General features: G+C 48.0%; 15 protein-coding genes. 12 read left to right on the plus strand and 3 right to left on the minus strand.

The window, feature by feature from the left end:
- Positions 1-33: 33 nt before the first annotated feature.
- Entirely contained in the window at positions 34-1,359 is a 1,326-nt protein-coding gene (locus CBE68_RS03445) for an MFS transporter (protein WP_087504666.1), read from the plus strand.
- A 194-nt stretch (positions 1,360-1,553) separates the two neighbouring features.
- Positions 1,554-1,847, plus strand: a complete 294-nt coding sequence (locus CBE68_RS03450) for a hypothetical protein (protein ID WP_087504667.1) — start codon at positions 1,554-1,556, stop codon at positions 1,845-1,847.
- Between the two features lie 47 nt (positions 1,848-1,894).
- Here CBE68_RS03450 and CBE68_RS03455 read toward each other — a convergent pair whose 3' ends face one another.
- The gene (locus tag CBE68_RS03455; protein ID WP_087504897.1) at positions 1,895-4,111 is read right to left on the minus strand and encodes a S9 family peptidase; all 2,217 of its coding nucleotides are present in this window, start codon (positions 4,109-4,111) and stop codon (positions 1,895-1,897) included.
- Positions 4,112-4,406: 295 nt separating this feature from the next.
- On the opposite strand from CBE68_RS03455, the gene CBE68_RS03460 reads away from it, so the two are divergent.
- Positions 4,407-5,849: a tetratricopeptide repeat protein gene (locus CBE68_RS03460; RefSeq protein WP_087504668.1), complete on the plus strand. Its 1,443-nt coding sequence runs from the start codon at positions 4,407-4,409 to the stop codon at positions 5,847-5,849.
- Between the two features lie 55 nt (positions 5,850-5,904).
- Here CBE68_RS03460 and CBE68_RS03465 read toward each other — a convergent pair whose 3' ends face one another.
- Both CBE68_RS03465 and CBE68_RS03470 read right to left on the minus strand, forming a co-directional pair.
- Positions 5,905-6,387, minus strand: coding sequence for a YajQ family cyclic di-GMP-binding protein (locus tag CBE68_RS03465; protein WP_087504669.1), 483 nt, complete (start codon positions 6,385-6,387; stop codon positions 5,905-5,907).
- Between the two features lie 3 nt (positions 6,388-6,390).
- Positions 6,391-6,846: a hypothetical protein gene (locus CBE68_RS03470; protein WP_143824477.1), complete on the minus strand. Its 456-nt coding sequence runs from the start codon at positions 6,844-6,846 to the stop codon at positions 6,391-6,393.
- 221 nt (positions 6,847-7,067) lie between these two features.
- On the opposite strand from CBE68_RS03470, the gene ccoN reads away from it, so the two are divergent.
- The 9 genes from ccoN to CBE68_RS03515 all read left to right on the plus strand — a co-directional run bounded on the left by ccoN (position 7,068) and on the right by CBE68_RS03515 (position 14,971).
- Positions 7,068-8,516 (plus strand): cytochrome-c oxidase, cbb3-type subunit I, encoded by a 1,449-nt coding sequence (gene ccoN / locus CBE68_RS03475; RefSeq protein ID WP_087504671.1) that lies wholly within the window; start codon positions 7,068-7,070, stop codon positions 8,514-8,516.
- An 11-nt stretch (positions 8,517-8,527) separates the two neighbouring features.
- A complete protein-coding gene (gene ccoO / locus CBE68_RS03480; protein ID WP_087504672.1) occupies positions 8,528-9,136 on the plus strand; it encodes a cytochrome-c oxidase, cbb3-type subunit II in 609 nt (202 codons plus the stop codon).
- Between the two features lie 8 nt (positions 9,137-9,144).
- On the plus strand, positions 9,145-9,333 hold the full coding sequence (locus CBE68_RS03485; protein ID WP_087504673.1) for a cbb3-type cytochrome oxidase subunit 3: 189 nt from the start codon (positions 9,145-9,147) through the stop codon (positions 9,331-9,333).
- Positions 9,326-10,276, plus strand: a complete 951-nt coding sequence (gene ccoP, locus CBE68_RS03490) for a cytochrome-c oxidase, cbb3-type subunit III (RefSeq protein ID WP_087504674.1) — start codon at positions 9,326-9,328, stop codon at positions 10,274-10,276. Before CBE68_RS03485 ends, ccoP begins: the two co-directional genes overlap by 8 nt.
- A gap of 110 nt (positions 10,277-10,386) precedes the next feature.
- Positions 10,387-10,881 carry a FixH family protein gene (locus CBE68_RS03495; protein WP_158100482.1) on the plus strand — a complete coding sequence of 165 codons (495 nt, stop codon included), beginning with the start codon at positions 10,387-10,389 and terminating at the stop codon, positions 10,879-10,881.
- Between the two features lie 16 nt (positions 10,882-10,897).
- Positions 10,898-13,303 (plus strand): heavy metal translocating P-type ATPase, encoded by a 2,406-nt coding sequence (locus CBE68_RS03500; protein WP_087504676.1) that lies wholly within the window; start codon positions 10,898-10,900, stop codon positions 13,301-13,303.
- Positions 13,304-13,305: 2 nt separating this feature from the next.
- On the plus strand, positions 13,306-13,476 hold the full coding sequence (gene ccoS, locus CBE68_RS03505; protein ID WP_087504677.1) for a cbb3-type cytochrome oxidase assembly protein CcoS: 171 nt from the start codon (positions 13,306-13,308) through the stop codon (positions 13,474-13,476).
- On the plus strand, positions 13,473-14,150 hold the full coding sequence (locus CBE68_RS03510) for a sulfite exporter TauE/SafE family protein (RefSeq protein ID WP_087504678.1): 678 nt from the start codon (positions 13,473-13,475) through the stop codon (positions 14,148-14,150). Before ccoS ends, CBE68_RS03510 begins: the two co-directional genes overlap by 4 nt.
- Before the next feature lie 65 nt (positions 14,151-14,215).
- The gene (locus tag CBE68_RS03515) at positions 14,216-14,971 is read left to right on the plus strand and encodes an FNR family transcription factor (protein WP_087504679.1); all 756 of its coding nucleotides are present in this window, start codon (positions 14,216-14,218) and stop codon (positions 14,969-14,971) included.
- Positions 14,972-15,111: the final 140 nt, after the last annotated feature.

Below are 15,111 nucleotides of genomic sequence, written 5' to 3' on the forward strand. Positions count from 1 at the left end.
CGTTATCATGAGTAGGAGTTCGTTTTGGTCAAGATGGAAAAGCTTAAGCTTAGCGAAAAAGTGGGTTATGGCTTGGGCGATGCGGCCTTTAACTTCGTGTGGATGACATTTATCTATTTCCAAATCTATTTTTACACCGATGTGTTTGGAATTTCAGCAGCAGCAATTGGCACTATGTTGCTACTTACCCGAGTATGGGACACCATCAATGATCCAATCATGGGCATCATTGCCGATCGTACCGAGACACGCTGGGGAAAGTTTCGTCCCTACCTGTTGTTTGGGTCGGTGCCTTTAGCAATCGTTGCCACCCTCGCCTTCACCACACCGGATCTTAGTACCGATGGCAAACTCATGTATGCCTATGGCACCTATTTTCTGGTGGGGATGATTTACACGGCTATCAATATCCCTTACTCGTCGCTAATGAGTGCCATCACCAATGATCCGAAAGAGCGCGCGTCTTTGTCGTCTTGGCGATTCATGGGTGCCTATGGCGCCGGCATCTTGGTGCTTCACTTTACCTTTGATTTGGTTGAACGTTTAGGCGGCGGCGATCAAGCGCTCGGTTTTCAGCGCACCATGGCTGTATATGGTGTTGTATTGGCGATTTTATTGGTGCTGTCGTTTGCTCTGACCAAAGAACGCATTCAGCCAGAGAAAAGCAAACACAATGTCAAAGTTGAGATTGCCAAGTTACTGCAAAGCCCGCCATTCATTCTGTTATTTATCGTCGGCATATTTTCACTCGGCTTTGTAGCGATTCGAAATGGCATTACCATGCACTACTTCAAGTACTTCCTCGAGGATGAGAGTGCGGCAAAGTGGTTTCTAGTTGGCGGTTCAATCGCCAATTTAGTTGGTGCAGGTGCGACGCAATGGTTCATCCGTTGGGCCGATAAAAAGTACATCTATATGGTGTTAATGGTGTGCAACGCAGTGATGATGGCGGCCATTTACCTCTGTGGAAACACCAATCTAACCGGTATCTACCTGCTTCATTTCATTAGTTCGTTTTTGTCTGGTCCAACCGTCCCTATCGTATTTGCCATGTATGCCGATATTGTCGATTACCAAGAAGTGAAAACTGGTAGTCGCGCTTCTGGCTTGGTGTTTGCCGGCGCGTCATTTGGCCAGAAGATGGGATGGACCATTGGCGGTGCAGCAACGGGGTTCTTGTTGGCCGGCTTCGGTTTTGAGGCCAACACAACACTATCAGATTCAACCGTACATGGTATTCAAATGATGTTCACGCTAATTCCTGGTGGTATTGCCCTGCTAGGCGCCATTGCTATGTATTGGTACCAGTTGACTGACAATGAAATGAACCATATCCAAACTGCATTAGGGCGGAGTTAAACCAGCTTTTTGGTTAAACAATTAATGGTTTAGTTGACCGACTGCTTTGGTTGCCGGTCAATTGTTCAAAAATTAACCTTGCCAAAAGTGTGAACTAGATCAACAATCAAGCCGTTGATTGATTGTGAGTGCCACCACTCAAAATCAATGTTTGTCGTACGTTTATTGCATTTTTTATTCTGCGGAGGTTGATCATGAAACCACTAGTTGCCCTTACTGGCGCATTAGTCGTTATCGCTAGTCCAGCATTTGGCTCAACATCTATGAAGTTCGTTGCGGCCAACCAAAGTATTGAAAGCCAAGTTTGTGTGGTTGCTGCCCAGCAGGGAGTTGAAGCGGCCACAGCAACTGGTTCGGAATTGGGTTTAAGCAAAAGCGAAGTTCGAAATTTGGTCTGCAATGGTCGCTTGCTAACATCGTTCTCTCGCAAGTACCAACGTTTACAGGCAGCCCAGGTGAGCGACAAAGCCGATGACTCCGGCTCTTGATAAATAGTCTCTGGTAAAAAAGCCGGCTTTAACGCCGGCTTTCTTGTTTATTGCTTCAGGTGACGCTCAAAGAAATTCATGATGGTGTGATTCAGGTGCACTTTGGTCGCCTTACCACGCATCGAATGCTTTGCACCCGGGTAAGTCATCATATCGAACGATTTGTTTTGTTTTTGCAACTCACTGAAAACCTTGGTGGCATTGGTAAACAGTACGTTGTCATCTGCCATTCCATGATAAATCAATAGCGGTTTTGCTAAATCGTTGACATAAGGAAACACTGCAGATGCCTGATAGCCTTCGGCATTGGTTGCCGGGTGACCCAAGTAACGCTCGGTGTAATGGGTGTCATACAGCAACCAGTCGGTAACAGGGGCTCCAGAGATCCCCGCAGCAAATTGCTCACCGGCTTTAAACATCAGCATTTGCGCCATGTACCCGCCGTAGCTGTGGCCAAACACGCCTATTCTGTCGCTGTCGACATAAGGCAATGATTTCAAGAACGCCACCCCTTTCAGTTGGTCGGCGACTTCAACAACGCCTAGGTGTTTGTAAATCGGGGACTCAAATGCTTTACCCCGGTGGTAGCTACCCCGGTTATCAAGCGAGAACACCACATAACCTTGCTGTACCCAATACTGAGTAAGAAATTGGTTACGGCTCCAGCTATTGGTCACCTGCTGACCTACCTTTGGTCCGCCATAGACGTAAAGAATCACCGGTAGTTTTTGACCCTTGTCGATGGTAGCTGGTTTATACAGCTCGTACAGCAAGGTCTGTCCATCATCGGCCTTTAACTCGCCATACTCTGGCGCCACCATACCAGAACGATATGGCTGATAAGGGTGAGTGGCGTCGACTTTGTTTTGCTCCAACCAAGTCAGGTGCTTGCCATCGGCATTATGAACACTGACTTGCGGTAAAGTTGACGTTGATGAAAAGTTGTCGACGTAGGTGCCACCCTTTTTGGCAAAAGTCACTTTATGCATGCCGGCACGAGTCGAGACTTTGTCAATGCTGCCGCCTGCTAGAGGTACTCGATAGAGGTGTTGTTCGCGTGGCGTATCTTTACGGCCGGTAAAATACACCACACCCGCTTTTTCATCGACACGCTTGAGCTCGTTGACGACCCAGTCACCCTTAGTGAGCTGACGCACTAATTGACCATTAGTTTTAAAAAGATAGAGGTGTTTAAAACCATCGCGTTCCGACGCCCAAACAAAGTGCTGTTTGTCTTTTAAAAAGTACAAGTCGCTATGCAGGTTGACCCAAGAATCTGATGTTTCAGTGATTAGTGTCGATTGCTGTTTCGTTTGCAGATCATAAGCGCGTAGCTGGAGGTTTTGCTGATCGCGACTTTGGTATTGGAAAGACAGGGCTTTACTGTCCGCAAACCACTTCACTCGTGGCAAATAAAAGTCGGTGTTATCACCTAAATCAATCCAAGTCTGGTTGCCGGTAGCAAGGTTCGATACTGCCAGCTCAATTACCGCATTAGGCGTGCCAGCAGCAGGATAGCGTTGTTCGAACAACTTAATTTGATCTGCGTAAATCTCATTGCGAACTTGAATCTCAACACCAGTTTCATCCGTGCGGGTATAAGCAATATGGCTTTCATCTGGTGACCACCAATAGCCAGTCATCCGCTCCATTTCTTCCTGAGCGACAAACTCAGCCATACCAAACTTTATCGCGCCACCACCCTTGGTAGTGATTGCAATTTCTCGACCGCTAGCGATTTCCTTAACGTACAGGTTTTGCTCGCGGATATAAGAAACGTAATTCCCTTTGGGAGAAAATTGTACGTCAGTCTCAAATTCAGGCGTACTGGTTAGCTGATTGCCTTTACCGGATTGCAACTGATAGTGGAACACGTCACCACCGAGGGGAAACAATAACGCCGAACTGTCCGCCGCCCAGTGGTACTCCATGATGCCCTTACCATAGATGCGCTGGCGTTCTCTTCTTGCCTTCTCTTCATCAGATAGCTGTTCGGGTCCCTGATGGAATTTATCGGAGTTGACCAACATTCGGGTTTCGCCACTCGCGATGTGGTATTCCCACAAGTCATAGTGGTTGTAATCAGAATCACGGCCCTGCAAGAAGGTTACTCTGGAACCATCGGGCGCAACTTTAACGCCTCTGACGCTTTTACCGAGAAGCGTCGGACTTGAGAAGATACGTTCGATCGTCAATTGTTGCGCATTTGCGCTAACAGCAACAATAGATGGAATAACGAGCGCGAGGCGCAACCAGTTTTTCATAGCCGAATTCGTTTCATTGTGGGGATTACCGAGCCACACCTTACCGAGTTAAACCAATAACTCAAGGCTGAAGCGATAAATTGTATACAATATTTTTGATGCCCGATCAGAGCAATACAACGGCAAAATCCAACAATGGCTAATCCATTCAAACGCAAACACAACGTCATCAAATGTAAAGTTTGTGTAAAGGCCAGGCCGTTTACTTGACGATCTGGGGTATTGGACGTAGCGTTAAATGAACGTTTTTGTAGTTTTATGATTGGTTTAGCCGCAAAATAACGGGATTATCGAAATGTCTAAACAGTTACTCGCTGCCATCATGATCGCCTTACCTTGCTCAGTGTCGGCAGCTGACGTCTTGAAAGCAGATCGCCTGTATAAAGAAAGTAATTATCCGCAGGCTCTGGTTGAGTATGAAAAAGCGGCCGATTTGGGGCTTGGCCATGCTCATTATCAATTAGCGGTGATGCACAATTTTGGCAAAGGCACCGAGCAGGATAGCCTTAATGCGCTGATCTACTTCTCGATGGCCGCCGATAAAAATTATCATGATGCAGCCAACATGGTCGATAAAATGCTGGCCAAGTTACCTGCTGACAACAGAGCTGAAATTAATGCAATGCTGGCTAAGGTCAAAGCTCAGCTGCAGCAAAACAATAACGCCACCACATACAACCCCGCGATTAATCCACAACACATTGGCAAGCGAGTCACCTTTGGCGGTAAACAAGAATTGCAACAGCGATTCCACCCTGATGATTGGGAGACCGACAGCTTGTATGAGTTTCTCGAGGAAAGCGCGGAGTACAGCGGTGAAACGGCATTCATGATGTCGACGCCAAGTAAACCCTTTCTGATCGTCGACAATGACATCAGCGAAGATGGCACAGTGCGAAACCTTTCCGAGATTCAGCGCTTTGGCTGGACGAAAACGCTGGTCGACAATTATGCCCTGTTCCCTGGTGATAAACCGGAATTTGACGGCGAGCCGGTGGAGTTTGTTAATCGCGCCTATTTGGGGGCCGCCGCCTTTAACCGAGATGCTTTGAGAAATGATAACGAAAAGCTCTATGAGGGCATTCGTCGCCACGTTTACAAACTAAAAGAAGGCACTACCCTTAGCGAGCGCTACGAGTATGCCATTGCCCTGCTGAACTTCAGTTGGATAAGCCGCGAGGAAGGCGAAGTAGAACAGCGCTTGTTGGCGTTGGCGAACGAAGGCCATCCATCTGCCATGTATGAATATGGTATGAAGCTGTATCGCGAACAAAGAGACATTGAAGTGGCGGTCCATTGGATCACTCAGGCTAGCAAATATGGTTTGGCGCGCGCCGAATATCGCTTGGGCAAATTGTTGCAAACCAGCCCTTGGGTCATTCATGACGATAAAAAAGCGCTGTTCTGGTATCAATCGGCGATAACCAAAGACCACCTTGCGTCCACGCTCCGAGCCATTGATATCAAGCTGAATTCTAGCGACAACTCGCTGCGTGATCTTGATGGTGCTATTGCTTATTTAGAACAAATTAAAGAAAGCCATAACCGCCATCCGGAATATTTCTACTTACTTGCAGTGTCGCACATCAATCGCGAAGGAAGGGATTTCACGCAGGTGGTGAAGAATATGCGTCAGGCGATTAGTGAAGGCCAGCGCAAAAATTGGGATGTCAGTGCTTGGCAATATCACCTTGACCAATTGACCGAAGGCAACGTGTACATCATCGAAGAAAGCTAATCATAAAAATGGGCACCAATCGGTGCCCTTTCTTTTGCCACAAGGCGTTGTTCAACTAGTCGCGAAAGTTATTGAATTGCAGCGGCTGATCGGTATCAGAACCTTTTAGTAGCGCGATCACCTGTTGCAGATCATCACGCTTCTTGCCAGTGACACGCAGTTTGTCACCTTGAATACTGGCTTGAACTTTGATTTTGCTATCTTTGATTTGTTTCACCAGCTTTTTAGCACAACCCTGCTCCAAGCCTTGCTTGAATTTGATCGGCTGGATAAACATTTTACCGGTGCGGTCCAATTTACCCAATTCCATCGAATTAGGATCGACATTCCGCTTGGCCAGATTCTTTCGCAAAATATCTTCCAACTGCTGCAGTTGAAAGTCCGACTCAGTTTTTAATGTGACTACCATGTCAGCAAGGTTAAAGCTTGCATCAACACCACGAAAATCAAAACGTGTGTCAAGTTCGCGAGTTGAGTTACTCACAGCATTATTCAGTTCTACTTCATCGACTTCAGAAACAATGTCGAACGAGGGCATATCTTACTCCGTATGTGTCATTAAAAAAGGCCAATGGGCTTGGACAACCTGACCGTCTGCTAATTCTACATCAAGCTCCAGCTGCCACACCATATCAGGACGGGTACATGCGATAACTAATAACTCGCCATCCACAAAACCTTTTGGTGATGGAGGCGACAACGCGATTGGGATCTGGCCCATGTACATGTTTTTACCGACCAAACGCGCGGCTGTTTTGGTAACAGACCAACTGCTCGGCCAACTGATCTGAAAACTGATGGGTTGTTCAATTTTTAAAGGTTGACTGAGAACTATTTTTACTGCGCTTTGATCTAGCGCAAAACAACTGCGGTTTGTGTTTAGGCAGTATTGATTTTGCGTGGGAGCTGGTTCTTGTGAACACGCTGATAACAAAAGCATGCATAAAAGTAAGCTAACTATTCTGTTGATGTGGGGGGGCTGCTGACGGTGATTCATGGCATTCGCAAATTTGAATTGCTCCGTTGGTTCGCTATCTTTTTAATGAGTTCTAACGTAGAATCGCGACGCTTTTACTGAAAGGTAACAAAATCTTTCAGTTTTTGGCGTTGGGTCTTCATACGTTAGCAAAGTACTCGTATAAATTCTCCTATCGTCAGGCGGTTAGCCGCTATATATAACCCTAACTAATAACGAATCACAGCAGCGGAAGCAGAGCTATGAGTGAGACACAGGCAACAGCCGTAGATTATAACTACAAGGTCGTTCGCCAATTTACAGTGATGACTGTAATTTGGGGCATTGTAGGTATGGCCGTCGGCGTATTAATTGCAGCACAGCTGTATTGGCCAGCACTGAACTTTGATGTGCCATGGCTAACTTACAGTCGAATCCGACCCCTACACACCAACGCGGTAATTTTTGCGTTCGGTGGATGCGCATTATTTGCAACTTCTTATTACGTGGTACAACGTACTTGTCAGGCTAAGCTGTTCGGCGGCTGGCTGATCCCATTTACCTTCTGGGGCTGGCAATTAGTCATTCTGAGTGCCGCAATAACCCTACCCTTGGGTATCTCGACAGCGAAAGAATATGCTGAACTCGAATGGCCAATCGACATTTTGATTGCGCTAGTCTGGGTCTCTTACGGCATCGTCTTCTTCGGTACCATTATCAAACGCCAAACGTCTCACATTTACGTAGCCAACTGGTTCTACGGTGCTTTTATTATCACCGTTGCTGTGCTGCACATTGTTAACTCGATGGCGATTCCTGTTTCACTGTGGAAGTCTTATTCGATTTACCCTGGCGCTGTTGATGCCATGGTGCAGTGGTGGTACGGCCACAACGCGGTGGGCTTCTTCTTGACCGCTGGTTTCCTCGGCATGATGTACTACTTCGTACCGAAGCAAGCCGGTCGCCCTGTTTACTCGTACCGCTTGTCAATTATCCACTTCTGGGCATTGGTATCGATTTACATCTGGGCTGGTCCGCACCACTTGCACTACACCGCATTGCCAGATTGGACTCAATCACTCGGTATGGTGATGTCTTTGATCCTGTTTGCGCCAAGCTGGGGTGGCATGATCAACGGCATTATGACGCTATCAGGCGCATGGCATAAACTTCGCCATGACCCAGTGCTGCGCTTCTTGATCGTCTCCCTGTCGTTCTACGGCATGTCGACCTTCGAAGGTCCAATGATGTCTATTAAGACCGTTAACGCGCTGTCTCACTACACGGACTGGACTGTCGGTCACGTTCACTCAGGTGCGCTAGGCTGGGTTGCAATGGTATCGATTGGTGCAATGTACCACTTGATTCCTGTACTGTTTGGCCACAAACGCATGTACAGCACGCAATTGATTAATACTCACTTCTGGCTCGCTACTATCGGTGTTGTTTTGTACATCGTTGCGATGTGGATCGCTGGTGTAATGCAAGGTCTGATGTGGAGCGCGGTGAATGCCGATGGTACCCTGACCTACTCCTTCGTTGAAGCCTTAGAAGCAACGAAACCTTACTACTTGGTTCGCTTTATTGGTGGTGTATTCTTCGTCGCCGGTATGTTGCTGATGGCATACAACATGTTCAAAACCATCTTCGCGCCAAAAGGCACGCTCGATGACGTTCATGAAGAGCCAGAGATGGCTGCGCAACCAGCGTAAGGAGTACGAAGATGAAATTTAATCACGAGTTTTTGGAAAAAAACATTGGCCTGATGGCGGTGTTCATTGTGATCGCTATCTCTTGGGGTGGCCTGGCGCAAATTACGCCATTGCTGTTCTCCAAGGAAGTGGTAACGCCAGTGCAAGGTTTGAAACCTTACACGGCGTTAGAAATGGAAGGCCGTGACGTTTACATCCGCGAAGGTTGTAACTCTTGTCATAGCCAAATGATCCGTCCATTCCGCGCTGAGACCGAACGTTATGGTCACTACTCTGTTGCTGGCGAAAGCGTTTGGGAACATCCATTCCTATGGGGTTCCAAGCGTACCGGCCCTGATCTCGCTCGAGTTGGTGGCCGTTATAGTGATGAGTGGCATCGTATTCACTTAATCGATCCGCGTGCAGTGGTACCGGAATCCAACATGCCTGGTTTCCCTTGGTTGAGTGATGCAGAACTCGATGGCAAAGAAACAGCGAAGAAAATGGCTGTGTTCAAAAACATGTTCGGCGTGCCTTATACGGACGAAGACATTGCCAACGCTGAAGCTGAGGTTGCCGGTAAGACTGAAATGGATGCGCTAATCGCATATCTGCAGTCTTTGGGTACTGCCCTCAAGTGAGGTGATTTATGAGTTACGGTGATTTCCAAGGCATTATCACATTGGTTTTAATGGTTATATTCATTGGTATCGTACTGTGGGCTTATAGCTCACGGCGCAAAAAAGCCTTTGAAGAAGCCGCAAATCTAGTGTTTGCCGACGAACAAACGGAACAAAAACAAACAAATAAGAAGCGGGAGCCAGGCACACATGACTAGTTTCTGGAGCGTTGTTGTAACGCTGATTACATTAGGAAGTATTGGCGCATTTGCCTATTTGCTATGGGTCTGTGCGACGGATCGCATGGGTAAGCCTGAAGGCGAATCCATGGGTCACGAGTTTGATGGCATTGAAGAGCTGAACAATGATCTACCAAAATGGTGGACCTACATGTTCGTTGTCACCATCGTGTTCGGATTGGGCTACCTTGCCCTGTTCCCAGGCCTTGGTAACTTTTCTGGGCTATTGAATTGGACCAGTGCCAACAAGCAAGTGACTTCGTTAGAAGAGTCTCGTGCGGCATCAGCTAATTCGCAAGGACTTGTTCAGTATGACCAGCAAGTAAAAGACGCCAACGAGCAGTATGCACCCATCTTTGAAGCCTTTGCGGCAACACCCGTTGCAGAATTGGCTTACAACGAAGATGCAATGAAAGTCGGTAAACGTCTGTTCTTGCAAAACTGTTCACAATGTCACGGCTCTGATGCCAAAGGCGGTACTGGGTTCCCTAACCTGACCGACGACAAGTGGAATTGGGGCGGTGAGCCAGAGCAAATCGTTCACACCCTGCTCTACGGTCGCGTTGCTGCGATGGCACCTTGGGGTGACGTATTGGGCGACGATGGCGTTGACGCTGTGGTTGAATACGTACTGTCACTGTCTGGTCGCCGCGGCTTGGACGTCAAATTGGTTGAGCAAGGCAAAGCCAAGTTCGGCTTGTGTGCCGCTTGCCATGGCCCAGACGGCACTGGTAACCAAGCATTGGGCGCGCCAAACTTAACGGACCAAACTTGGCTGTACGGCGGTTCGCGCTTGGCCATTGAAGAATCTGTTCGCAATGGTCGTGCTGGTGTGATGCCGGCGTGGAAAGAAATCTTAGGTGAAGATAAGGTCCATGTCCTATCTGCCTACGTATATCGATTGTCGAATCCACACAAATAATTACCATTAAAAGTGCTAAACGCCCCTATGATGGGGCGTTTTTTTTAGCAGAAAATGCGTACACTACGCCTTGAACAAAACATATTAAAAAAACTGGAGAGAAGTTTTCCGTGCAAACTAAACGTTGGTATCAGCAGTTTTGGCCATGGTTTCTGCTGGCGTTCCCTCTTTCAGCGGTCATCGCTAGTTTCGTCACTTTGTTTATCTTTCTTGGTGCTCAGCCTGACATGGTGGTTGACGACTACTACAAGAAAGGCAAAGCGATTAATTTTCAAAAAGAAAAGCAAAGCAAAGCGTTGGAGCTTGGCTTAGCCGCTCAAGTCAGCTTCGGCGATGGCCAAGTTGTGGTTGAATTCACTAGTGGTAATGAGACGCTTGATGGTAGCGCGCTGCACCTCGACTTCTACCATACAACGCAAGCAAAACGTGATTTTTCAGTTCTAGCGGCAAAAAACGGCTTGGGTCAATATGTCGCCACGCTGCCAAAAGAAATCGTTCATAAATGGCAACTATCGATTATGCCGTTTGACCAATCATGGCGTTTGCGTCGCACAATCACTCTGCCGCATCCCGGAGCACTTGAATTCGACCCATATAGTCATTGATAAGAGCTAGTAAACCATGACGCAAGGTTCTTGCTTTCATTGTCACGAGCCTATTCCTGATGGGCTCGACTTAACGGTCGAAATATTTAACAAGCCACGTGCGATGTGCTGTCTTGGCTGTCACGCTGTTGCAGAGTCCATCGTTAGTGCTGGTTTAACGGACTACTACAAACATCGCACCGATGTCGCCGGTAAAGTCGAGGGCGATTTGGTACCTGAAGCGTTGAAATTACAGTTTCAACGCCTCGACATGGAAGAAATTCAGGATGAATTTTGTACCAATGAGGGAGACTTCAAAGAAGCGCTCCTGTCGCTAGATGGTGTCCGCTGTGCTGCATGCGCTTGGCTGATTGAAAAACACTTGTCTAGGCAAGTTGGTGTTGTGCGAGCGACCGTCAATTCATCAACTCATCGCCTGCTGTTGCGTTGGGATCCTGCCAAGGCGGCACTCAGCCAACTACTAAGTTCGCTTGCGAACTTGGGTTATCAAGCTTTGCCTTACGATAAAGAAGTCGAGGATAAGAGCTACCAAGATAGAAAACAGAGCTTTTTGATTCGCATCGGTGTTGCGGCACTCGCGAGTATGCAAGTCATGATGTTTGCCGTGGCTTTGTATTTTGGCGTTTTCGACATGGAGCCTCATCAACAAAGTTACCTTCGATGGGTATCATTGCTGATGGCAACACCAGTGATTTGCTACGCCGCTTGGCCTTTTTATCGTTCAGCTGTTACCAGCCTAAAAGCGGGTCATCCCAATATGGATGTGCCGGTTTCCATTGCCTTGATATTAGCCTTTGTTGCCAGCAGCTACGCCACTATATACCAAACCGGCGAAGTCTATTTCGAATCAATTTCGATGTTCACCTTCTTTCTGCTTCTGGGCCGCTACGCTGAGCTTGTTGCCCGCCATCGCGGCAACGCAAGAAGTGCTAATGCAGTGAAGTTACTGCCAGCTGTAGTCCATCGTTTGACCAATGCCGGCGTCGAGACCGTACCAGTTAAGCAAGTGTTGGCTGGTGAGCTGTTGTTGCTGAAGCCAGGCGAAACCTTGGCGGTCGATGGCATTATTAGAAGTGGTCACAGTCATGTTGATTTATCGGTGCTAACTGGCGAACACGAACCCATTGCCAAATCCGTTGGTGACACTGTGTTTGCTGGTGTGATCAATCAAGAGCAACCGCTTGAGATTGAAGTAACGGAAGTTAAAGACACCATGGTTGCATCCATCGTCCGGATGCAAGAACAAGCACTAGCAAGTCGCGCTCGCCCCGTTCAATTTGCCGATAAGGTTGCCAGATACTTCGTTGTCGCGTTATTAATCGTGGCCAGCGCAACAGCAACCTTTTGGTACTTTAACCGCCCCGAGGATGCACTTTGGATCACCCTAGCCGTGCTAGTGGCAACATGCCCCTGCGCATTGTCGCTTGCCACTCCAACAGCAATTACTGCCGGTATTAGCCGACTAGGTGCTAGTGGCGTTATCGCTAAAACGGCAGATTTGCTCGACCAGCTGGCTGCAATTGACCGCATTGCTTTTGATAAGACTGGTACCCTCACCCACGGCACTCTGTCTGTGAGTAATGTTAAAACCTACACCGGCCAATTCGATCAACAGCAAGTCTTGGCCATCGCAGCAAGCCTTGAGTCGGGCGCTAACCATCCGCTGGCCGACGCCATCTTGGTTGCCGCCAATGCCGACAAGCAAACCATTACAGTAGCGAATAACATTGAGTTAGCTCCCGGATTTGGCGTCAGTGGCGATGTCGACGGCATGGCAGTTTATTTAGGCAGTCCGCAATATATCGCCCAGCACACCTCTCATTCTGTGCCGAGTCATCGGGTTGTACTTGCCAGCAACGACGCGGTGTTGGCAGGCCTAGACTTTATTGACCCGCCTCGAGATGATGCCCAACAGCTGGTCGAGCAATTGACCGAACTTGGGGTGTCGGCTGCTATTGTCAGCGGTGATCAACAGAGCCACACGGCACAATTGGCCAACACACTTGCTATTGACGATGCTATTGGCAACTGTACACCTGAAGATAAGCTTGCTTGGGTCAAACAAAAGCAATGCCGCGGCGACAATGTGCTGATGGTTGGTGATGGTATTAATGATGGTCCGGTGCTGTCACAAGCCAATGCATCAATTGCCATTTCGACCGGCACTGACATCGCTAAACGTAGTGCTGATGCGGTACTGCTGGGTTCAAAACTAATGCCAATCGCCACCGCTGTTCGCGTTGGCCAACAAACCAAGCGTATTATCCGCCAGAATCTTGGCTGGGCGCTGGGCTACAATCTGGTGGTTTTACCGCTCGCTGTGTCAGGTATGCTACCGCCTTATATTGCTGTCATTGGCATGTCCGCTTCGAGTTTGATTGTGGTGGTCAACGCCATGCGTATCGAGAGTATGAAAGGATAGTTATGGCGATTATTTATGTCCTGATCCCAATTGCAATACTGTTTATTTGCGTTGCCATCGGGGTCTTTATCTGGGCGGTTAAGTCGAATCAATTTGACGATTTAGAGCGTCACGGCACTAGCGTGCTGTTTGACGATGACCAGCCTGATGACAAGGACAAACCATCACAATGATCGACTGGGGCTTTGTTTCCAGCTTATTCATCATTGGCCTGTTTGGTTCAGGCCACTGTTTGGGAATGTGTGGCGGGTTGTCAGTTGCGCTTGGGATGGGCATCGAGGGCAACCGCAGCAAAAAGTTCATGCTGCTGACAGTGGCGCAAGTTGGTCGCATTACTAGCTATGCCATCATTGGCGCCCTATTTGGGTGGTCATTGAGTCAACTGCAATTGCTCTTTGGTGCCAAAGACGTGTTACTGATGTTTCGGGTCTTAGCCAATGTCATGATCATGTTGATGGCGCTGTATATCGCCCGATGGTGGTTTGGTCTAGCTCGCTTGGAGAAGCTCGCTGCACCGCTGTGGCAACGCATCAAACCCATCCAGCAATCATTCTTACCAATTAACAACTACCCCAGCGCTGCGATCGTCGGCGCCTGTTGGGGCTGGCTGCCTTGTGGCTTAGTTTATTCAGCAACGGTGACAGCAATGGCAAAAGGTGAAGCTTTGACCAGTGCTTTGGCCATGCTAGCGTTCGGTGTAGGGACAATTCCTGCGGTATTACTAGTGAGTACGGGGAGCTCAACCTTGGGTCAATGGATTCAAAAACCTTGGTGTCGCTGGCTTGTCGCGTGCGTGTTGATGGTATTTGCCAGTATACAACTCATTGAGTTGTTGATCAGAGATTGACTAAGATGCGAGAAAACATGTTAAAATGGTGAAGTTAGGCCGTCGAAATTTTTTGGAAACCTTTTATGACTTCAACTAAGCGCCCTTTTACTGGCGGATGCGGAGCAATTCACTGCCAGAACTGCAGTATCAGTCAATTGTGCATTCCATTCTCGCTTAATTCCAATGAGTTAGATCAACTCGATGACATTATTGAGCGAAAAAAACCTATCCATAAAGGGGACGAGCTATTCAAAGCTGGTGATAACCTCAAAAGCCTTTATGCGATTCGCTCTGGTTCGGTAAAATCCTACACCATCACTGAAAATGGTGAAGAGCAGATTACTGGTTTCCATTTAGCCGGTGATTTAGTTGGTTTCGACGCCATCTCCCGCGACCATCACCCGAGCTTTGCTGAGGCTCTTGAAACGTCAATGGTATGTGAAATTCCATTTGAGACACTTGATGATCTGTGCGGCAAGATGCCGAAACTACGCCAGCAAATTATGCGCTTGATGAGTACTGAAATCGGCTCTGACCAGAACATGCTGCTGCTACTGAGCAAGAAGAGTGCTGAAGAGCGCTTAGCCTCTTTCATCTACGAACTATCACGCCGCTTCGGTGAACGCGGTTTCTCTTCTCGTGAGTTCCGCCTAACCATGACTCGCGGCGACATCGGTAACTATTTAGGTCTAACTGTAGAGACCATTAGCCGTCTGCTTGGGCGCTTCCAGAAAAGCGGCATGATCGCGGTACAAGGCAAATACATCACCGTACTTGATACCGAAAGTTTGGCTTTGGCTGCCGGTCAACAGCCCGCCGATCAGGCACAAGTCAGCTAACGGTCGACGAACTGTTTAGCAGCTCACAAAGGCGCGATCTTGTTCGCGCCTTTTTTGATCCTTCTCAACTCTGAGCACTACCTCAACCGCCAAATATTGCTATGGTTAAATCGATCGGATCCCTGTTTCACAGGAGTTTA

The sequence above is a fragment of the Neiella marina genome (assembly GCF_002165625.1).
Classification (GTDB): Bacteria; Pseudomonadota; Gammaproteobacteria; order Enterobacterales; family Neiellaceae; genus Neiella; species Neiella marina.